Genomic DNA, 19,365 nt, shown 5'->3' on the forward strand with positions numbered 1-19,365 from the left:
ATCGGCGGTGCGCCGGGGTGGCCGTAGGGCTGCCCGCCGTCCGCCGGGGCCGGGGCGGTGTCCGTGCCCGCGGCCGACGCGAGGGGCCGGCCGGCGCCGTCGGTTCCCGTGGGTTCCGCGGCCTCCTGTCCCCAGGGCAGGCCCGCGCCCTCCGTCGCCCAGGGGGCGGCCGCGCCGCCGGGGAGGGTCGCCGGGGGTGTCCCGCCCCACTGCTGGACCAGGGACGACGTGGTGAACTCGCCCGATTCGTCCGGAAGATCACCGCCTGCGACGGGGATCGACCACTGGCCGGTGACGTGCCGGCCGGACCCGGGGCCGCCCTCCGCGCGCGGCGGCTCCTCGTAGGCCCACTGCTGCGTGGTGGCGGGGTTGTACGTGAACTGGTCGTTCCCGGCGCCGTGCGGCACGGCGTTGGGGTCGGGCCACTGGGCGCCGTCGGCCGGTGCGCCCCAGGCGCCCGGGGCCTCGGGGTCGGTGCCCGGGCCCGGCGTGGACTGTATCTGCGGCGGCACGTAGCCGTGGCCGCGTGCGGCGAGCGGGCTGTCCGCGGCGGCGAGGAGCGCGTCGATGCCGCCCTCGGGAAGCTTCACGAACGCGGTCGCGCCGTCGTCGTAGTCGCCCTGGGGCAGCGGGTCCCAGCGGCCGCCGCTCTGGGGCGGGGTGCCCTCTCCGTGCTGGTCGTCGGTCACGACAGCGCCCTCCCCAGTGCTCGTCGGGCCAGTGCGGCGACGGTGCGCCGCAGGTGCAGAACGGCGGGCGGAAGCTGCGGTACGGAGCCGTCGGCCTCGGGGGCCGGGTCGGGGATGCAGGCCGCGGCGACGTACTCGCCGAAGGCGTGCAGCGCCTCGGGGACGATCGCGCGGCCGTTGTCCCAGTCGATCAGCCGGGCCACCCACTGCTCGGCGTCCAGCGGGCGCAGCGGCATCGGCGCTATGGCGCCGACGGCGCACCGCACGCCGCGCCGCGCGGGGTCCAGGACCAGGGCGACGGAGGCCATCGCACGGCCCGGTCCGGTCCGGCCGGTCGCCTTCAGGAAGACCTGCGGCGCGTGCAGCAGGGGCACGCGCACGTACCCGATGAGTTCGCCGCCGCGCAGCATGTCGACGCCCGCCAGCAGGTGCGACACGGGGATCTCCCGGCGGGCTCCGCCCGGGCCCGCGATGATCAGTGTCGCCTCCAGGGCGGCCAGGACCGGCAGCGCGTCCCCGGTGGGCGCGGCCGTGGCGATGTTGCCGCCCAGGGTGCCCGCGTTGCGGATCTGCGGCGGGCCCGCGGCGCGGGCGGCGGCGGCCAGCGCCGGGATCAGGGCGGCGAAGTCGGGACGGCCCATGCGCGCGTGCGTGAGGCCGGCGCCGAGGAGTGCGTGCCCGTCCTGGTACTGCCAGCCGCGGATCTCGCTGATGCGGCCCAGGCCGACCAGGGCGGCGGGCCTGAGCTGCCCGGAGTTGACGGCGGCCATGAGGTCGGTGCCGCCCGCCACGGGCACGGCGGCGGGCATGGCGACGAGGGCCGCCACGGCCTCGTTCAGCGTCGTGGGCAGCGTGACGGACTGCGCCGCCTGCGGTGCGTGCGTGGTCAAACCGGCTGCCCCTTCCCGCTGCCCCACCTGGTCCCACCTGTGTTGCCGTACGGTACGTGCTGACAGGGCGGACGTGGCAACTCTGGCACATCTTCGGGGCACCCGAAGACGTGGGTCCACTACGAGGCATTCGCCCCCGCCACCTGGGAGATGGTCCGTTTTGGCACGGCATCGCCGGTGCGCGCGAGTTGCCACTCTTCGGTGATGCTTACGACGGTTTTCCACCGCCCGTTCGGGAGGGCCGCCTGCCCGTTCGGGGACTACCTGTTCGGGGGCGCGCCCTCGATCGGGCGGCCGGGCACCCCCGGGCGCCGCTGCCACGGCCGCGGCCCGGACGGTGGCCGATAGCCGACCCCCAGGGCGTCCAGCCGCCGGTAGTGCTCGGCCATCCGCTCCTCGAATCCCGCGAAGTCCCGCTGCTCGGGGGCGGGCAGACGGCTCCAGGCGACCTCGGCGAACGCGGCGAGCCGGGGGAAGGCATGGTAGTCCACGCGCGCGTGGTCCTCCATCACCTCGGTCCACACGTTGGCCTGCGCGCCGAGGACGTGCGCGGCCTCCTCGGGCGTCAACTCCGGCGGCACGGGCTCGAAACGGTAGACGTCCTCCAGGGTGCGGACGTAGCCGATGGGCACCGGCTCCTGCGCGCCCGCGTCCTGACGGTGGTCCAGATACACGTACTGCTCGGGGCACATGACGACGTCGTGGCCGGCCCGCGCGGCGGCGACCCCGCCCGCGTAGCCCCGCCAGGACGAGACCGCGGCACCCTTCGCGAGGCCGCCCTCGAGGATCTCGTCCCAGCCGATCAGACGGCGTCCGCGCGCGGTCAGCCAGGTGTCGAAGTGGCCGACGAACCACGCCTGGAGGCCGTCCTCGCCGTCGAGTCCGAGGTCACGGATGCGGGCCTGCGCGGTCGGGGACGCGGCCCACTGGTCCTTGAGGCACTCGTCGCCCCCGATGTGGACGAAACGCGAGAACCGCGCGGCGTCCGCGGGGAAGAGACCGAGCAGCTCCTCGAAGACGTCCTCGTAGAAACGCAGGGTGGTGTCGGTGGGGGCGAGTACGTGGGGAGAGATCCCCCAGTCGTCCCAGACGCAGAGGGCGGTGGTGTCGACGACGTCGGTGTTGCCCAGTTCCGGGTACGCGGCGATGGCGGCCTGCGAGTGCCCCGGTACGTCGATCTCGGGGACGACGGTGACATGCCGCTCGGCGGCGTAGGCGACGATCTCCCGGATGTCGTCCTGGGTGTAGAAGCCACCGTGGGGTTTGCGCTCCCACAGCGGTGAGGCCCGGTGGCCGAATCTCGTCCGCGCCCGCCAGGCGCCGACCTCGGTCAGCCGGGGGTACTTGAGGATCTCCACGCGCCAGCCCTGGTCGTCCGTCAAGTGCAGGTGCAGGGCGTTGAGTTTGTGCGCGGCCATCAGGTCCAGGTAGCGCAGGACGCCGTCCTTGGGCATGAAGTGCCGGGCCACGTCGAGCATGAGGCCGCGCCAGCGGAAGCGGGGCGCGTCGCGCACGGTGACCGCGGGCACCTCCCACTGCCGCCCGGAGGTGACGGGGGCGCGGCGGAAGGCGTCGGGACCGAGGAGCTGGCGCAGGGTCTGGGCGGCGTGGAACAGTCCGGGCTCGGCGGCGGCCCGCAGCGTGATCGCGTGCCGGTCGACGGTCAGGCCGTAGCCCTCGGGGTCGTCGGACTCCCGCGGGTCGAGGCGCAGGACGATGCCGTCGCGGTCGCCGGGGTGCGGCGGCAGCGGCAGCCCGGTCGCCGCGCCGACGGTGGCGCGCAGCCACTGCGCCACCCGCTCGGTGCCCGGCCCCGCGTCGATGCCGGAACCGGCGTCGAGCAGATGGGCCGCGCCCTCGCCCGGCGGCGAGAACTCGGCGGGCGCGGGAATCAGCCCCGTCCGTACCGTCACATCAGCCCCTCAGCGTCGCGCAAAAGGTCCCCGGGGCACGCCGGAAGGCGCCCCGGGGACCCGACGGATCCCGGCCGGAGACCGGCGGGGCTACTTGTCGCCGCCCTTGCCCTTGTCGCCGCCGCCGGCGCCCATGGAGTCGTAGATCTCCTTGCACATGGGACACACGGGGTACTTCTTCGGGTCGCGGCCCGGCACCCAGACCTTGCCGCACAGCGCCACGACGGGGGTCCCGTCGAGGGCGCTCGCCATGATCTTGTCCTTCTGGACGTAGTGGGCGAAGCGCTCGTGGTCGCCGTCGCCGTGGGACACCTGTGGCGTCGGCTCTACGAGGGTCCCCGTACCAGTCCCGCGCTCGGGCTCGAGAGTGCTCATGCCGCCAAGGGTACTGAAGCTCACACGCATCAGTTGAGCGAAGGGTCGTCCGGGTACGTGGCCACCATCGCGAGCTCGTTGCGCTGCCGGCGCAGGACCTCGCGCCAGAGCCGCTCGGGGGCCGGCGAGGAGACGTCGCCGGGCTCGGACTCCACCACGTACCAGGCGCCGTCGACCAGCTCGTCCTCCAGCTGGCCCGGGCCCCAGCCCGCGTACCCGGCGAAGATCCGCAGCGAGCCGACGGCCGAGGCGAGCAGCTCCGGCGGTGCCTCCAGGTCGACCAGGCCGATCGCGCCGTGCACCCGGCGCCAGCCGAGCGGGGCGCCGTCGGCCGAGGAGCCGCCGGGGATGACGGCGACGCCGAGCGCCGAGTCGAGCGAGACAGGGCCGCCCTGGAAGACCACGCCGGGCTCACCGGCCAGGTCCGCCCAGCCCTCCAGGATGTCCCCGACGTCCACCGGCGTCGGACGGTTGAGGACGACACCGAGGGAGCCCTCCTCGTCGTGGTCGAGAAGGAGCACCACCGCACGGTCGAAGTTCGGGTCCGCCAGGGCGGGTGTTGCCACGAGCAACCGCCCTGTGAGCGAGGACACCTCGGTCATGCCAGACATGATCCCGCATCTTGCGGCGACTCGGGGAGGCAATGGGGGTAAGAAGGGTGATTGCAGCTCAGGGTGCGAGGAAGCGCGCCGGGCGCACGCGGGCCGCCGGTGACCCCATGTGCCCGACAGGGAACGGCCCGTGTTGTGACACAGCTATGACGTAGCTGGGCCGTACTCGGGCTTACTCAAGGGGGGTGGGCGGCGATTACTCTTCCCTTCTGGCCCCTGCCCCACTCATCGGAACGCGAGTTACATGACCGTCAACGACGATGTCCTGCTTGTCCACGGCGGAACCCCGCTGGAGGGCGAGATCCGTGTCCGCGGTGCGAAGAACCTCGTACCGAAGGCCATGGTCGCCGCCCTGCTGGGCAGCTCGCCGAGTCGACTGCGCAACGTTCCGGACATCCGTGACGTGCGTGTCGTACGCGGTCTGCTGCAACTGCACGGGGTGACGGTCCGTCCGGGTGAGGAGCCGGGCGAGCTGGTGATGGACCCGTCGCACGTCGAGAGCGCGAACGTCGCCGACATCGATGCCCACGCCGGTTCGAGCCGTATCCCGATCCTCTTCTGCGGCCCCCTGCTGCACCGCCTCGGCCACGCCTTCATCCCCGGTCTCGGCGGCTGCGACATCGGCGGCCGGCCCATCGACTTCCACTTCGAGGTGCTGCGGCAGTTCGGCGCGCGGATCGAGAAGCGCGCGGACGGGCAGTACCTGGAGGCGCCGCAGCGGCTGCGCGGCACGAAGATCCGGCTGCCGTACCCGTCCGTCGGCGCCACCGAGCAGGTGCTGCTGACGGCGGTGCTGGCCGAGGGCGTGACGGAGCTGTCCAACGCGGCCGTCGAGCCGGAGATCGAGGACCTGATCTGCGTCCTGCAGAAAATGGGCGCGATCATCGCGATGGACACCGACCGCACCATCCGCATCACCGGTGTGGACACCCTCGGCGGCTACAACCACCGCGCGCTGCCGGACCGGCTGGAGGCGGCCTCCTGGGCGTCCGCGGCGCTGGCGACCGAGGGCGACATCTACGTCCACGGCGCCCAGCAGCGCTCGATGATGACGTTCCTGAACACCTACCGCAAGGTGGGCGGTGCCTTCGAGATCGACGACCAGGGCATCCGCTTCTGGCACCCCGGCGGGCAGCTGAAGTCCATCGCGCTGGAGACGGACGTGCACCCGGGCTTCCAGACCGACTGGCAGCAGCCGCTCGTGGTCGCCCTGACGCAGGCCACGGGCCTGTCCATCATCCACGAGACCGTGTACGAGTCCCGGCTCGGCTTCACCTCCGCGCTGAACCAGATGGGCGCCCACATCCAGCTCTACCGCGAGTGCCTGGGCGGCTCGAACTGCCGCTTCGGCCAGCGCAACTTCCTGCACTCGGCCGTCGTCTCCGGCCCGACCAAGCTGCAGGGCGCCGACCTGGTCATCCCCGACCTGCGCGGCGGCTTCTCGTACCTGATCGCCGCCCTCGCGGCCCAGGGCACCTCCCGCGTCCACGGCATCGACCTGATCAACCGCGGCTACGAGAACTTCATGGAGAAGCTCGTGGAACTCGGCGCCAAGGTCGAACTCCCCGGCAAGGCGCTCGGCTGAGCGTAGTCATGGCGATGGGGCGGTCACCCGGGAACCGGGTGACCGCCCCATCGGCGTTTCAGGTGTCGCCCCTGAAAGGGGCGCGGGGAACTGCGCGACCGGCCACGGCCGGCCCGCAGTCGCCCACGACGCTCCTCGCCACGGCGCTCCGAAAAGGGCGCCCGAAGCGGAGCGCTTACTTGCCCTTGGCGGCTTCCTTGAGCTTCGAGCCCGCGGAGACCTTCACGCTGTAGCCGGCCGGGATCTGGATCGGGTCGCCGGTCTGCGGGTTGCGCGCGGTGCGAGCGGCACGGTGTGTGCGCTCGAAGGTCAGGAAGCCGGGGATGGTGACCTTCTCGTCGCCCTTGGAGACGATGTCGCCCACGACCTCGGCGAACGCGGCCAGAACGGCGTCGGCGTCCTTGCGGGTCACCTCGGCGCGGTCGGCCAGCGCGGCCACCAGCTCACTGCGGTTCATGTTGTTACTCCCGTGTTCTTCTTGCCGTTGGGGTGTGCCACCCGGCGAGAGCCGCATGGTGGCACAGCGAAGCCGATGCGCTCGCGCCCAGGGACGCATCCTGCCCCTACCTGCGACGGGAAAGCCAATCCGGCACCCGTCGGAGGCGTGAGAACACCCGAGGGAGTCACACGAAGGAGGGCCTGGAGGCCTGAGCGCGGCGCCGCCACCCTAGAGGGTGGCGCCGGACGCCTGGTTCCACGACTCGCCGTATGCCGGTCGTGGTGATGCTCACAAGCCCGCGCACGCCATGGCCGGGCCTACTAGGCACCGTACGCCACGTCTAGGGGGCGACGCCCGCCGCCTTGGCCGCCTCGCGCACCGCTCCGGCCACCGCGCCCGCGACCTTGTCGTTGAAGACGCTGGGGACGATGTAGTTCGGGTTGAGCTCGTCCTCGGTCACGACCTCCGCGAGAGCGGTCGCCGCGGCCAGCATCATCTCGGTGTTGACGGTGCGGGACTGGGCGTCCAGCAGGCCGCGGAAGACGCCCGGGAAGACCAGCACGTTGTTGATCTGGTTCGGGAAGTCGGAGCGGCCGGTGGCCACGACCGCCGCCGTCTGACGGGCGATCGCCGGGTCCACCTCGGGGTCGGGGTTCGCGAGCGCGAACACGATGGCGCCGTCGGCCATCGCGGCCACGTCGTCGCCGTCGAGGACGTTCGGGGCGGAGACGCCGATGAAGACGTCCGCTCCGCGAACGGCCTCCTTCAGCGTGCCGGTCAGCCCCTCGGGGTTGGTGTTGTCGGCGATCCAGCGCAGCGGCGAGTCGGCGGCGGCCTCGCGCAGGTCGTCGCGGCCGGCGTGCACGACGCCGCGGATGTCGGCGACGACGGCGTTCTTCACGCCGGCGGCGAGCAGCAGCTTGAGGATGGCGGTGCCGGCCGCGCCGGCGCCGGACATCACGACCCGGATGTTCTCGATCGGCTTTCCGGTGCAGCGCAGCGCGTTCTTCAGGGCGGCCAGGACCACGATCGCGGTGCCGTGCTGGTCGTCGTGGAAGACGGGGATGTCCAGGGCCTCGCGCAGCCGCGCCTCGATCTCGAAGCAGCGGGGGGCGGAGATGTCCTCGAGGTTGATGCCGGCGAACCCGGGTGCGATCGCCTTGACGATCTCGACGATCGCGTCGGTGTCCTGGGTGTCGAGGCAGATGGGCCAGGCGTCGATGCCGGCGAACCGCTTGAACAGGGCCGCCTTGCCCTCCATGACCGGCAGGGCGGCCTTGGGGCCGATGTTGCCCAGGCCCAGCACGGCCGAGCCGTCCGTCACGACCGCAACGGAGTTGCGCTTGATGGTCAGACGGCGGGCGTCCTCGGGGTTCTCGGCGATCGCCATGCAGACGCGGGCCACACCCGGGGTGTAGACCATGGACAGGTCGTCACGGTTGCGGATGGGGTGCTTCGACGCCATCTCGATCTTGCCGCCGAGGTGCATCAGGAAGGTACGGTCGGAGACCTTGCCGAGGGTGACGCCCTCGATGCCCCGCAGCTTCTCGACGATCTCCTCGGCGTGGGCCGTGGAGGTGGCGGCGATGGTGACGTCGATCCGGAGCTTCTCGTGGCCGGAGGCGGTGACGTCGAGGCCGGTCACCGAGCCTCCGGAGGACTCCACGGCGGTGGTGAGCTGCGATACGGCGGTTCCGCTCGCGGGCACCTCCAGCCGGACCGTCATCGAGTAGGAGACGCTGGGCGCCGTTGCCATGGCCGACTTCCTCTGCTTTCACCGTGTGACGCTGGTATGCCGTCCGATCGTCGCACCTACCCCTGAGTACGCGGTAGCCGCCTTGGATTGCGGACGTTTTGTTCACAGGGTGGTGGCGTTTTCGGAAAGCGGATTCCACCATACGAGAAGTGATCAGGCAAGGAAAGAGGCCCACGTCACGACGTGACGTGGGCCTCCTCTACGTTCAGTGGCACCGACCCGCCATGCTCGCCTCGCGGCAAGTGGTCCCTCTGAGGGACGAAGGTTGGGCCCGGGGGCTTGGATCGAGCCGGTGCCACACCCAGGCTAACAAACAGATCCCGTAAGGCCATTCCCGTACCGAGAGTTCATGCGCCTCTAATCTCTCAGCAGGTCCGGCACCCCGTCCCCGTCCGGCTGGTCCTTGTCCGTCGAGACGAGCGTCAGCTGCTGCGTGGCCCTGGTGAGGGCGACGTAGAGCACCCGCAGTCCGGCCGGGGACTCGTCGGCGATCTCCGCGGGCGAGACGACGACCGTGGCGTCGTACTCCAGGCCCTTCGCCTCCAGGCTGCCGAGGGCCACCACCCGGTCGCCGAGCCCGGCCAGCCACCGCGCGGCCTCCTCGCGCCGCCGCATGGCGACGACGACGCCGACGGTGCCGTCGACGAGGTCGAGCAGACGGGCGGCCTCCGCGCGCACGGTCTGCCCCAGGGACTCCCGCGACACCACGAAGCGCGGCCGCACGCCGGTGGAGCGGACCGCCGCGGGGGCCGTCGAGCCCGGCATGGCGAGGGCGAGGACCTTCGCCGCCAGCTCGGCGATCTCCGCCGGGTTGCGGTAGTTGACGGTGAGCTCGAAGCGGCGGCGCGGGCGGGTGCCCAGGGCCTCGTCGCGGGCCTCGGCCGCCTCCTCGACGTCCGACCAGGAGGACTGGGCGGGGTCGCCGACGACCGTCCAGGTGGCGTGCCGGCCTCGGCGGCCGACCATGCGCCACTGCATCGGCGTGAGGTCCTGGGCCTCGTCGACGATGACATGGGCGTACTCGGTGCGCTCCTGGGCCAGCCGCTCGGCGCGCTCGCGCTGGGACTCCTCGCGCACCGGCATCAGCTCCTCGAGGCCGGTCAGCTGGTCCAGCGGGTCCAGCTCGCGCTTCTTCCTCGGGCGCGCCGGGACGCCGAGGATCGCCTGGAGTTCGTCGAGCATGGCGATGTCGTGCACGGACAGGCCGTCGCGTCTGAGCGAGCGGGCGACCCTGCGGACCTCGCCGGGGTTGAGGATCCGGCGGGCCCAGCGGCCCAGCCGCCGTTCGTCGGTCATGGCGGCGAGCACGGCCCTCGGGGTCAGCTCGGGCCACCAGGCGTCGAGGAACTCGACGAAGGAGTCCTCGGAGGTGATGTCCTCGTCGAAGGAGGAGCGCAGCTCGGCCGCGAGCTCCGGGTCGGTGTGCCGGCCGGCGGCGCCGGACTGCTCCCACAGGGCGTCCAGGAGCAGCTTGCGGGCGCGCGGACGCAGCAGGTTGACGGGCGCCGTGCCGCCGAGTGCGGTGCGCCGGACCCGTTCCAGCGCGGACGCCTCCAGCTCCAGGCGGCGCCCGAAGGCGACGACGCGGAGGCGGGTGGGGGTCTGTGCGGGAGCCGTCGCGTCGCCGTCGCCGTCGTAGCCGAGGGCGAGCTGCCCGATGGGCGCGGCACCGGGCCGCCCCAGCTCCAGCGCTCCCCGCGCCGCCTTCCGCAGCACCTTCAGCATCCGGTACGAGCCCTTGGCGCGGGCCACCGACGGGGCGTCGTAGAGCGTGGCCTCGGCGCCGTCGACGAGCGAGCCGATCGCGCGGATCGCGACCTGGCCCTCCTCGCCCAGCGACGGCAGCACGCCCTCGGTGTAGGCGACGAGCAGCGGGGTCGGCGAGACGATCAGGATGCCGCCCGCGTACCGGCGCCGGTCCTGGTAGAGGAGGTAGGCGGCGCGGTGCAGGGCGACGGCCGTCTTGCCGGTGCCCGGTCCGCCCTCGACGTACGTCACCGAGGCGGCGGGGGCGCGGATGACCAGGTCCTGCTCGGCCTGGATGGAGGCGACGATGTCGCGCATGGTGTGGCTGCGGGCCTGCCCGAGGGCGGCCATCAGGGCGCCGTCGCCGATGACGGGCAGCTCGCGGCCGTCGAGGAAGGCCTTCAGCTCGGGCCGCATGAGGTCGTCCTCGACGCCGAGGACGCGCCGCCCCTTGGAGCGGATCACCCGGCGCCGCACGACCCGCCCCGGGTCGACCGGGGTGGAGCGGTAGAAGGGAGCGGCAGCCGGGGCCCGCCAGTCGATGACGAGGGGCGCGTAGTCGGAGTCGAGTACGCCGATGCGCCCGATGTGCAGGGTCTCGGCGATGTCGGCCGTGCCGTCGTCCCGGACGGCGCCTTCGGCGGGTTCGACGGCGGTGTAGGCGCCGTCGGGACCCTTCTTGCCGTCCTTGCCGAGGAGGAGGTCGATCCGCCCGAAGAGGAAGTCCTCGAACTCGTTGTTGAGCCGGTTGAGGTGGACGCCGGCCCGGAAGACCTGGGCGTCCCGCTCGGCGAGGGCGCCGGGCGTACCGACCTGGCCGCGCTTGGCCGCGTCGTTCATCAGGAACTCGGCCTCGTGGATCTTCTCCTCGAGCCGCCGGTACACCCGGTCCAGGTGTTCCTGTTCGACGCTGATCTCCCGTTCACGACTGAAGTCGTGATCCGAGCCGACCGCGGTTTCCTGCTGAGCCTGAGCGGCCACCGGGCCCCCTTCTGACGTGCTGGGCAGCCGTCAACCGTACGCGAAGGGGACCCGGCAAAGCTACGTGGACGCAGGAGCAGTCCTACGCGTCGACCTGGATGAGCTTCTTGCCGTCGAAGGTCATGACCTCGAAGTGGTCGATCTCGTTGGGCTTGAAGGCGGCGCCGCCCTGCGCGTACAGGGGCTGCTTCGACTCCGGGGTCTTGCCGTTCGGGATGCCGTATCCCCACTTGGGGACCGCCCAGGTCGACATCGTCTCGCGCTCGCCGTTCTTGCCCACCGCGATCAGCGAGCACTTCAGCGGGCCCTTGACGTTGCTGAGCTCGACGACGCCCCAGGTGCCCCAGTCCTTCTGTTCCATGGCCACGGTCGCCTTGACCTTGGTGGTGGCGTCCGTCGCCGAGACCTTGTCGGCGATGGTGCCGAAGGCCGCCTTGGCGCCGGTCGCCTGCACGGTGTTGTTGCTGCCGGAGTCGCCGCCGGTCGCCGCCATGACGGTCAGCGGACCACCGATGATCAGCGCGGCAGCCGCCGCCACCAGGTAGAACCCCTTGCGCCGCTTGACCGCACGCCGCTCCGCGACCTCGTCGACCAGCTTCTCGGCGAGCCGCGGGCTGGGCCTGGCGGAGAGGGACTCCCCTATGGCCGGCGTACCCGTGCCCGGCAGGTCCGCGAGCGCCGCCAGCATCGGCTCCATTCCGGCCAGCTCGTCGAGCTGCCGGGCGCACCATTCACAGGTGGCGAGATGTGCCTCGAAAGCGGTTGCCTCGGCGTCGTCGAGAATGCCGAGGGCGTAGGCGCCGACCGTCTCGTGCTCGTTCGGGCCCGGAGATCCCATCATGGAGCCAGACATACCCGAACCACCTGTGCCGAATCCCTGGTTTCCCCCGTAAACACTCATCACGCCGTCACCCCCCGCTCCTCCAGTGCCAGCTTCATCGACCGCAGGGCGTAGAACACCCGAGAACGCACCGTGCCACTGGGAATGCCCAGCGTCTCGGCCGCCTCATTGACCGTACGCCCCTTGAAATACGTCTCGACGAGCACCTCCCGGTGGGCCGGGGTCAGGTCGTCGAGCGCGTCCGACAGCGTCATCAGCCACAGCGCCTTGTCGATCTCGTCCTCCGCGGGGATGACCTCCAGCGGCGACGGATCGACCTCCTGCGGCCGGGCCTGCCGGCTGCGGTGGCCGTCGATGACGATGCGCCGAGCGACCGTCACCAGCCAGGGGCGTACCGATCCGGTCGCTCGATTGAGCTGGCCGGCGTTCTTCCAGGCACGGATGAGTGTTTCCTGCACCACGTCCTCGGCTCTCTGGCGGTCACCCGCGACCAGACGAAGGACGTACGCAAGGAGAGGTCCGGCGTGCTCCCGGTACAGGGCACGCATCAGCTCCTCATCAGGTTCCGAGGGCTGGGACATGCGATGTCGGGCCCTCGATCCACGTTCATTGGCCACGACGGAATCCTTGCGCACGCCCACCTCCGATGTCCGGGGGTTCCCCCAGTCGGTCGCTCGTGCACAGGTACGGATGTGGCATGCGTCATGTTCAAAGTACGCCGACAGTTTTCTTCGGGGTGTCGTGATGAGAGGGACATGAGAGCACATTCCCACCGCGCGATCTTTACATTTCCCCCACACCGGCAAGATCAGGCCGACTGCCCGCGGCGGTTCACGGCCAAACGGAGTGTTGTCGAAATCACTTCGGCACCGCGCAACCCTCTTCCCCCCAGAAGGTGCATACCGGACAGCTAGGCTCGCGCGAGAGCCGCCCTCCGACGGTGCCGGGCGACTCTTTCACGGTTCCCGCAGACCTCACTGGAGCACCAGCGCCTCCTGCGTCCCCGGGACGAATCGACGTAGACGATGGGACAGTTGTCCCCTTCGCACTGCCGCAGGCCGGCCCGCGCGACGGGGTCGGTGAGCAGTTCGACGACGTCCCGGGCGACGGCCCCGAGCAGCGCCGCGCACGCGGGCGGGCCGTCCAACTCCCTGACGAGCGACCCGTCCTCGCCCCGGACGGCGCGCGGGGCCGGGGGCGCGACGAGCGCGATCTCGTTCACCCGGCCGAGCGCGATGTCGTACGACGGCCGGGTCCGGGCGGTGACGCCCACGGCCGTCCCGCGCACCAACTGCCCCACATGTCCCCTCAGTTCCCGGAACCCCACGAGCCACGACGCGTCGGCGTGCGCCAGCGAGGTGCCCGGTGGCACCAGCCCCGCCCCCACGATCCAGGCGCACAGCACCTCGACCGAGTCGAACCGTTCCTCGGGATGCGTGGTCGCGAGGAGATCGAGGCAGATCCGCCCGGAGTCGAAGCGCAGTTCGTACGCGGGCGTGGCCGTACCCAGTGCCATGTGCCTGTCACCGCCTAGGGGTTACCAGGGACCGGGGAAGCGTTCCTTCTTACAGTGCCCTCCCCCGGCCACGGCTGGAACCCCTTCCGCTGGACGGGCGCTTATGCGGCCGCGCGTCTCGGCGATGTCCCCGGCGGAGCGGGGCGGGTTGAGTGGGGGCATGACACGAAACAGGACCGCCGCGGGAGCCGTACTGGGCGCGGCCACGGTCACGATGGGCCTGATCGCCGGGGTCTACTTCGTCTTCGCCTGCTGTGTGATGCCGGCGCTGGCCCGCAGCGACGACCGGACCTACGTCCAGGTCATGAACGACGTCAACGACGTCATCCAGAACCCGGTGTTCTTCCTCGCCTTCCTGGGCGCGCCGGTCCTGACGGCCGTCTCGGCGTGGCAACTGCGGGACCGGCCCTGCCGATCGTGGATCCGGACGGCCCTGGCCGCGTGCGCGCTCGGCTTCCTGACGACGATCGCCTTCAACATCCCCCTCAACGACGCCCTCGCCCACGCGGCCGACCCGACCACGGCACGCGCGCACTTCGAGGGCCCGTGGGTCGCGTGGAACGCGGTACGGGCGGGGCTGACGGTGGTGGCGCTGGGGTGCCTGGCACGGGCGTTGGTGCTGTACGGGCGCCGGACGCCACCTCCCGGCCCCTCTGGCGGAGGTTGAGGACAAGGCCGTTCAGGCCGCCACGGCACCGCCTCACACGTCCGCGTACTTCGCGTCCGCCGCCGGATCCAACGCCAGCCGGTACCCCCGCTTGACCACCGTCTGGATCAGCTTCGGCGCTCCGAGAGCCGTCCGCAGCCGGGCCATCGCGGTCTCCACCGCGTGCTCGTCGCGTCCCGCCCCGGGCAGCGCCCGCAGCAGCTCCGCCCGGGCCACCACCCACCCCGGCCGCCGGGACAGGGCCCGCAGCAGGGACATCCCGGCCGGCGGGACCGGCTTCAACTCCCCGTCGACCAGCACCGCGTGGCCCCGGATCTCCACCCGGTGCCCGGCGACGGGCAGCGCGCGGGCCCGCCCCGGCAGCTCCTGGCACAGCAGCTGCACGAGCGGCCCGAGCCGGAACCGCTCCGGCTGCACCGTGTCGACGCCCCGCGCCTGCAGCGGCAGCGCGGTGACGGGCCCGACGCAGGCGGGCAGCACGTCGTGGTGGAGCGCGGCGATCAGCTCGGGCAGCAGGCCCCGCTCCTCGGCGCGGTTCAGCAGCGACGCCGCGGCCGGTGCGCTGGTGAAGGTGAGCGCGTCCAGGCCCCGGGAGACGGTGGCGTCGAGCAGCCGGTCCACCGGCCCGATGTCCTCCGGCGGCATCCACCGGTACACCGGGACCCCGACGACCTCGGCGCCCGCCTCGCGCAGCGCCTCCACGAACCCCGGCAGCGGCTCGCCGTGCAGCTGTATGACGATCCGGCGCCCCTCGACGCCCTCCTCCAGCAGCCGGTCGAGCACCTCGGCCATGGACTCGCTGGACGGCGACCAGTCCTCGGTGAGGCCGGCGGCCCGGATCGCGCCCTTGACCTTGGGGCCGCGCGCGAGCAGTTCGACGGCCCGCAGCCGCTCCAGCAGCGGTTCGCCGAGACCCCACCCGTCGGCGGCCTCGACCCACCCGCGGAACCCGATGGCGGTCGTCGCCACCACCACGTCCGGCGCCTGGCCGATCAGGTCCTTCGTCGCCGTCAGCAGTTCGCTGTCGTCGGCGAGGGGCACGATGCGCAGGGCGGGTGCGTGCAGGACGGCGGCTCCCCGTCGCTGCAGCAGTGCGCCCAGTTCGTCGGCCCGGCGGGCGGCGGTCACGCCCACCGTGAAGCCGGCCAGGGGCCCGTGCTGCCCTGACTGCGGTCGCTGCTGTTCGTCGTACATGGCTCTCGTCCCGGAGTCGAGTCGTCGTACAGGAGGTACGGCGGTACCCACATGCCGATCGAGCCTGTCAACGGTGCGTGACAGGCTCGGTTCGGCTTCATGTCGCCGGTGTTACGTCACACCTCGGCATAGCTGAGCTGCGGCTTCGCCTCCGCGGCAGCCGTGGTGGGGATGGCGGGGGCCGTACGGCGAAGGTATACGGCCCAGGTGAGGGCGAAGCAGAGGGCGTAGTAGGCGAGGAAGGCGACGAAGGCGCCGGTGCCGGAGCCGTAGGAGAGGAAGGACTGACGGAAGGCCATGTTGATGCCGACCCCGCCGAGCGCGCCGACCGCGCCGATCAGGCCCATGGAGGCTCCGGAGAGCCGGCGGCCGTACTTGACGGCCTCCTCGCCCTCGAGGCCCTTGGCGAGGGCCTTGGCCTGGAAGATGCCGGGGATCATCTTGAAGGTGGAGCCGTTGCCGATGCCGGTCAGCGAGAACAGCACCACGAAGGCGGTCACGAACAGCGGCAGCGACTTCTGCATGCTGGCGGCGACCAGGACGGCGGTGGCGGCGGCCATGGCGACGTAGTTGTACAGGGTGATCTTCGCGCCGCCGTACTTGTCGGCGAGCCAGCCGCCGACGGGCCGGATCAGGGAGCCGAGCAGCGGGCCGATGAAGGTGAGGTAGGTGGCCTGCAGCGGCGTGCGGCCGAACTGGTTGGTGAGCACCTGGCCGAAGGCGAAGCTGTAGCCGATGAACGAGCCGAAGGTCCCGATGTAGAGGACCGACATGATCCAGGTGTGCCCGTCGCGGGCGGCGTCCTTGGCGGCGCCGGTGTCGTTTTTGACGTTCTCGATGTTGTCCATGAACAGCGCGGCGAGGACGGCGGCGACGACGATGAGCGGGATGTAGATCCCGAGCAGCACGCGCGGACCGCCACTGGCACCGATCACGGCGAGGGCGACGAGCTGGATGGCCGCGACGCCGATGTTGCCGCCGCCGGCGTTGAGCCCGAGCGCCCAGCCCTTCTTCCGCAGCGGGAAGAAGGCGTTGATGTTGGTCATGGAGGAGGCGAAGTTGCCGCCGCCGATGCCGGCGAGGAGCCCGACGCACAGGAAGGTGGTGAACGACGTGCCCGGCTTCATCACGGCGAACGCGGCGATGCTCGGCACCAGCAGCAGACCGGCCGAGATGATCGTCCAGTTCCGGCCGCCGAAGACGGCGACGGCGAAGGTGTACGGCACCCGGACGACGGCGCCGACCAGCGTCACCATGGACGTCAGCAGGAACTTGTCGGCCGGGGTGAGCCCGTACTCGGGGCCCATGAAGAGCACCAGCACCGACCACAGGGTCCAGATCGAGAACCCGATGTGCTCGGAGAGGACGGAGAAGGCGAGATTGCGGCGGGCGACCTTCTCCCCGGTCTGCTTCCAGAAGGTCTCGTCCTCGGGATCCCACTGCTGGATCCAGCGGCCTCCCCTGCTGGATGCGGGGGCTGTGCTAGGGGCTGTCATGACGCCTCCACGGTGCTCCGGGGCTCGGTGGTACTCGGGGTGCTGAGCGGTATGAGTCCCGAAGGTAGGGAGGGCGCGTTTCCTCGCTGTGGCACCGGGTGACCGGAAGGGAACGTTGCTCTCACCCTGGGCGAGGGCGGGATGAGAGGTACCGTGCCGGTACGTTACGAAGCCCTCCCGCACCGCGCAGGGCGGCCTGTGAGCCGCCGCGACCGTCAGCGTCCGCCGGGCTCCGTGTCCGGAACCCATGCCCCCTCCGGCACCCTGAGCCACCCCTCCCCCGCCGACAGCTCCGCCGCCGCGCGCCGCAGGGCGTCGAACGCCGGGTGGACCAGGCCCCTGCGCCAGACCAGGGACACGGGCGACAGCGGCACCGGTTCGACCAGGGGGCGCAGGACCGTCCGGGGCAGGGACGGGAAGTCGGTCACGGCGAGGATCGGGCACCGCATCTTGGCCATGATCCGCTCGAACTCCTCGTCGCCGACGGCCAGCGGCGCGGGTGGCGCGATCTCGATGCCGCGGCCGTCGAACAGGCGGCGCGCGAGGTCGGTCCACTCGGGGGTGCGGGGGTTCCCGGCGCCCGCGTACACCGTCTCGCCCGCCAGCGCGGCCAGCGGCACCGCGTCCAGGGACGCGAGGCGGTGGTCGTCGGGCAGGACGACCGCCATCGGCTCGTGGCGGACGAGCTGGTGGTCCAGCCGGCCGCGCAGTGCCGGGTCGAGGCCCCCGTACCGTCCGAACGACGCGTCCAGGCGCCCGGCCAGCAGGTCCTCCGCCGCGCCGGTCAGCCCGCTCTCGTAGCGCGCCATCAGCTCCTGGTCGGGGGCGAGTTCACGGGCCCGGTGCAGGACGCGGCGGGCCGTGGCCGCGTCCCGGTAGTTGAGGTCCACCAGCAGGGGGCGGGCCTGTCCGAAGGCGCCCAGCAGCTCGTCCTGCGCCGCCAGCACCCGGCGGGCGTACGGCAGCAGCCGCTCGCCGTCGGCGGTGAGCGTCACCTGCCGGGTGGAGCGCACGAACAGCTCCGCCCCCAGCTCCCGCTCCAGCCGCCGTACGTCCCGGCTGAGCGCCTGCTGGGCGACGTAGAGCCGGGCGGCGGCCCGGGTGAAGTGCAGTTCGTCGGCGACCGTCACGAACGCGCGGAGGAGGCGGGGGTCGAGGTGGCGCGGCGCGGGCATCCGGCGAACCTACAGCACCCGTTCACATCACAGGTGCGTGAATCGGGGCGCAGCAGGTGTTGGACCCCTTGATCGTCCTCGGGCGACCGTGGTGGACATGCCGCAGCCCGAGTCCCGCAGGCCACCGATGTTCACCGTCACCGCCGACACCCTCGTCGCCGTCGACTTCAGCCCCCGTACCCGAACGCCCGGCCCCTACCGCCGCCTCCTGTCCACCCCGGGCGCCCGCGCCTTCACCCTCCCCAACCTCCTCGCCCGTCTGCCGATGGGCATGTTCAGCGTGAGCGCGGTGGTGATGATCGCCGGTTCGCGCGGCTCGTACGCCCTCGCCGGCGCCGTCACCGCGACCGGCCTCGCGGCGACCGCCCTGGTCGCCCCGTGGATCGCGCGGCTCGTCGACCGGCACGGGCAGGCCCGGATCGCCGTCCCCGCGACCGTCCTCGCCGTCCTCGGCTCCCTCGCGCTCCTGCTGTGCGTCCGCTACGACGCCCCCGCCTGGACCCTGTTCGCCTCCTACGCCGCCACCGCCACCACCCCCAACACCGGCGGCATGTCCCGCGCCCGCTGGGCCCATCTCCTGAAGGGCGACGAGCGGGCCCTGCACACCGCGAACTCCTTCGAACAGGCCGCCGACGAGGCGTGTTTCATGCTGGGCCCGGTGCTGGCGGCCTTCCTGTGCGGAACGTTCTTCCCCGAGGCGGGCACGCTGGTGGGGGCCGTGCTGCTGCTGACCGGCGTGCTGCTGTTCGCCGCGCAGCGCTCGACCGAGCCGCCCGCGCGCCGGCTGCCGCACAGCGGGCCGCCGTTCCGGGCGCCCGGCATGCCCGCGCTGCTCACCGTCTGTCTGGCCATGGGCGCGGTGTTCGGCTCCATGGAGGTCGTCACCATCGCGTTCGCCGACGCGCAGGGCCACCGCGCGGCGGCGGGGGTCGTGCTGGGGCTGCAGGCGGCCGGCTCGTGCGCGGCGGGGCTGCTGTTCGGGACCCTCAGGACCACGGGGCCCGCCGCGGAGCGGCTGCCCTGGTGCGTCGCCGCGATGACCGGTCTGCTCACCCTTCCCCTGCTCGCCGCCACCCTCACCGGCTCGCTCCCCCTGCTCGCACTCGCCCTTCTCGTGGCCGGCATGGCGACCGCCCCGACGATGGTCACGACCATGACGCTGGTCCAGCAGCGCACCCCCGAGGGCCGTCTCAACGAGGGCATGACCCTCGCGGTGACGGGCCTGCTCGGCGGCATCGCCTGCGGCTCGGCGACCGGCGGCTGGACGGTGGACCATATGTCCCCCACGGCCGGATTCGGGGTGCCGGTGACCGCCGCTGCCGCAGCGCTGATGATCTCTCTCGCCCACCAGTCGGCCACCACCTCGGGCAGCGATTCCCGTCAAATGCATTGACGCGCCCCCGGCACCCACATACGGTCCCCCGTCGAAGCGCTTCGACGTCACGCATCGAATCGATTCGACGATGGCCCGTTCGCAGCGTGACGTCCCGA

16 protein-coding genes and 1 pseudogene are annotated in these 19,365 nt (G+C 71.9%); 3 read left to right on the top strand and 14 right to left on the bottom strand.

Annotation, left to right across the window (positions count from 1 at the left end):
* The 5 genes and pseudogenes from M8J74_RS36520 to M8J74_RS36540 form a co-directional block, all read right to left on the bottom strand.
* Window positions 1-689: pseudogene (locus M8J74_RS36520) on the bottom strand ((2Fe-2S)-binding protein); the annotation flags it as partial.
* A complete protein-coding gene (locus M8J74_RS36525; protein ID WP_249840549.1) occupies window positions 686-1,579 on the bottom strand; it encodes an FAD binding domain-containing protein in 894 nt (297 codons plus the stop codon). The gene M8J74_RS36525 and the pseudogene M8J74_RS36520, both read right to left, overlap by 4 nt.
* Window positions 1,580-1,839: 260 nt before the next feature.
* Window positions 1,840-3,492, bottom strand: coding sequence for a beta-N-acetylhexosaminidase (locus M8J74_RS36530; protein WP_372500383.1), 1,653 nt, complete (start codon window positions 3,490-3,492; stop codon window positions 1,840-1,842).
* Window positions 3,493-3,582: 90 nt separating this feature from the next.
* On the bottom strand, window positions 3,583-3,867 hold the full coding sequence (locus M8J74_RS36535; RefSeq protein WP_058925017.1) for a DUF3039 domain-containing protein: 285 nt from the start codon (window positions 3,865-3,867) through the stop codon (window positions 3,583-3,585).
* 29 nt (window positions 3,868-3,896) lie between these two features.
* Window positions 3,897-4,469 (bottom strand): YqgE/AlgH family protein, encoded by a 573-nt coding sequence (locus M8J74_RS36540; RefSeq protein ID WP_058925016.1) that lies wholly within the window; start codon window positions 4,467-4,469, stop codon window positions 3,897-3,899.
* Between the two features lie 253 nt (window positions 4,470-4,722).
* Here M8J74_RS36540 and murA point away from each other — a divergent pair, with 253 nt between their 5' ends.
* A complete protein-coding gene (gene murA / locus M8J74_RS36545) occupies window positions 4,723-6,063 on the top strand; it encodes a UDP-N-acetylglucosamine 1-carboxyvinyltransferase (protein WP_058925015.1) in 1,341 nt (446 codons plus the stop codon).
* A 175-nt stretch (window positions 6,064-6,238) separates the two neighbouring features.
* On the opposite strand, the gene M8J74_RS36550 is transcribed toward murA, so the two are convergent.
* From M8J74_RS36550 to M8J74_RS36575, 6 genes are all read right to left on the bottom strand, one after another.
* Window positions 6,239-6,520, bottom strand: coding sequence for an HU family DNA-binding protein (locus M8J74_RS36550; protein WP_004000874.1), 282 nt, complete (start codon window positions 6,518-6,520; stop codon window positions 6,239-6,241).
* Window positions 6,521-6,842: 322 nt separating this feature from the next.
* Window positions 6,843-8,258, bottom strand: a complete 1,416-nt coding sequence (locus M8J74_RS36555) for an NAD-dependent malic enzyme (RefSeq protein ID WP_058925014.1) — start codon at window positions 8,256-8,258, stop codon at window positions 6,843-6,845.
* 357 nt (window positions 8,259-8,615) lie between these two features.
* The gene (locus M8J74_RS36560) at window positions 8,616-10,985 is read right to left on the bottom strand and encodes a HelD family protein (protein ID WP_249840550.1); all 2,370 of its coding nucleotides are present in this window, start codon (window positions 10,983-10,985) and stop codon (window positions 8,616-8,618) included.
* Between the two features lie 82 nt (window positions 10,986-11,067).
* The gene (locus M8J74_RS36565) at window positions 11,068-11,886 is read right to left on the bottom strand and encodes an anti-sigma factor family protein (protein ID WP_372500384.1); all 819 of its coding nucleotides are present in this window, start codon (window positions 11,884-11,886) and stop codon (window positions 11,068-11,070) included.
* On the bottom strand, window positions 11,886-12,407 hold the full coding sequence (locus tag M8J74_RS36570; RefSeq protein WP_010039908.1) for a sigma-70 family RNA polymerase sigma factor: 522 nt from the start codon (window positions 12,405-12,407) through the stop codon (window positions 11,886-11,888). Before M8J74_RS36570 ends, M8J74_RS36565 begins: the two co-directional genes overlap by 1 nt.
* 329 nt (window positions 12,408-12,736) lie before the next feature.
* Window positions 12,737-13,342: a CGNR zinc finger domain-containing protein gene (locus M8J74_RS36575; RefSeq protein ID WP_249840552.1), complete on the bottom strand. Its 606-nt coding sequence runs from the start codon at window positions 13,340-13,342 to the stop codon at window positions 12,737-12,739.
* A gap of 160 nt (window positions 13,343-13,502) precedes the next feature.
* Here M8J74_RS36575 and M8J74_RS36580 point away from each other — a divergent pair, with 160 nt between their 5' ends.
* Window positions 13,503-14,009, top strand: coding sequence for an anthrone oxygenase family protein (locus M8J74_RS36580; RefSeq protein WP_249840553.1), 507 nt, complete (start codon window positions 13,503-13,505; stop codon window positions 14,007-14,009).
* Window positions 14,010-14,042: 33 nt separating this feature from the next.
* Here M8J74_RS36580 and M8J74_RS36585 read toward each other — a convergent pair whose 3' ends face one another.
* The 3 genes from M8J74_RS36585 to M8J74_RS36595 all read right to left on the bottom strand — a co-directional run bounded on the left by M8J74_RS36585 (window position 14,043) and on the right by M8J74_RS36595 (window position 17,874).
* Entirely contained in the window at window positions 14,043-15,203 is a 1,161-nt protein-coding gene (locus M8J74_RS36585) for a uroporphyrinogen-III synthase (protein WP_249840554.1), read from the bottom strand.
* Between the two features lie 116 nt (window positions 15,204-15,319).
* On the bottom strand, window positions 15,320-16,699 hold the full coding sequence (locus M8J74_RS36590; RefSeq protein WP_249840555.1) for a nitrate/nitrite transporter: 1,380 nt from the start codon (window positions 16,697-16,699) through the stop codon (window positions 15,320-15,322).
* 215 nt (window positions 16,700-16,914) lie between these two features.
* Window positions 16,915-17,874, bottom strand: a complete 960-nt coding sequence (locus M8J74_RS36595; protein ID WP_249840556.1) for a LysR family transcriptional regulator — start codon at window positions 17,872-17,874, stop codon at window positions 16,915-16,917.
* Window positions 17,875-17,971: 97 nt separating this feature from the next.
* Here M8J74_RS36595 and M8J74_RS36600 point away from each other — a divergent pair, with 97 nt between their 5' ends.
* Complete coding sequence (locus M8J74_RS36600) at window positions 17,972-19,267, top strand: MFS transporter (protein WP_249840557.1); 1,296 nt, start codon at window positions 17,972-17,974, stop codon at window positions 19,265-19,267.
* The last annotated feature ends 98 nt before the right edge of the window (window positions 19,268-19,365 follow it).

The sequence above is a fragment of the Streptomyces panaciradicis genome, assembly GCF_023516615.1.
In the GTDB taxonomy this organism is placed as follows: Bacteria; Actinomycetota; Actinomycetes; order Streptomycetales; family Streptomycetaceae; genus Streptomyces; species Streptomyces panaciradicis.

Coding starts and splice junctions, on each gene's coding strand:
- M8J74_RS36585 (WP_249840554.1), bottom strand. CDS start 15,203: ATGTACGACGAACAGCAGCGACCGCAGTCAGGGCAGCACGGGCCCCTG.
- M8J74_RS36565 (WP_372500384.1), bottom strand. CDS start 11,886: ATGAGTGTTTACGGGGGAAACCAGGGATTCGGCACAGGTGGTTCGGGT.
- M8J74_RS36590 (WP_249840555.1), bottom strand. CDS start 16,699: ATGACAGCCCCTAGCACAGCCCCCGCATCCAGCAGGGGAGGCCGCTGG.
- M8J74_RS36555 (WP_058925014.1), bottom strand. CDS start 8,258: ATGGCAACGGCGCCCAGCGTCTCCTACTCGATGACGGTCCGGCTGGAG.
- M8J74_RS36595 (WP_249840556.1), bottom strand. CDS start 17,874: ATGCCCGCGCCGCGCCACCTCGACCCCCGCCTCCTCCGCGCGTTCGTG.
- murA (WP_058925015.1), top strand. CDS start 4,723: ATGACCGTCAACGACGATGTCCTGCTTGTCCACGGCGGAACCCCGCTG.
- M8J74_RS36600 (WP_249840557.1), top strand. CDS start 17,972: ATGCCGCAGCCCGAGTCCCGCAGGCCACCGATGTTCACCGTCACCGCC.
- M8J74_RS36535 (WP_058925017.1), bottom strand. CDS start 3,867: ATGAGCACTCTCGAGCCCGAGCGCGGGACTGGTACGGGGACCCTCGTA.
- M8J74_RS36550 (WP_004000874.1), bottom strand. CDS start 6,520: ATGAACCGCAGTGAGCTGGTGGCCGCGCTGGCCGACCGCGCCGAGGTG.
- M8J74_RS36580 (WP_249840553.1), top strand. CDS start 13,503: ATGACACGAAACAGGACCGCCGCGGGAGCCGTACTGGGCGCGGCCACG.
- M8J74_RS36575 (WP_249840552.1), bottom strand. CDS start 13,342: ATGGCACTGGGTACGGCCACGCCCGCGTACGAACTGCGCTTCGACTCC.
- M8J74_RS36570 (WP_010039908.1), bottom strand. CDS start 12,407: ATGTCCCAGCCCTCGGAACCTGATGAGGAGCTGATGCGTGCCCTGTAC.
- M8J74_RS36540 (WP_058925016.1), bottom strand. CDS start 4,469: ATGACCGAGGTGTCCTCGCTCACAGGGCGGTTGCTCGTGGCAACACCC.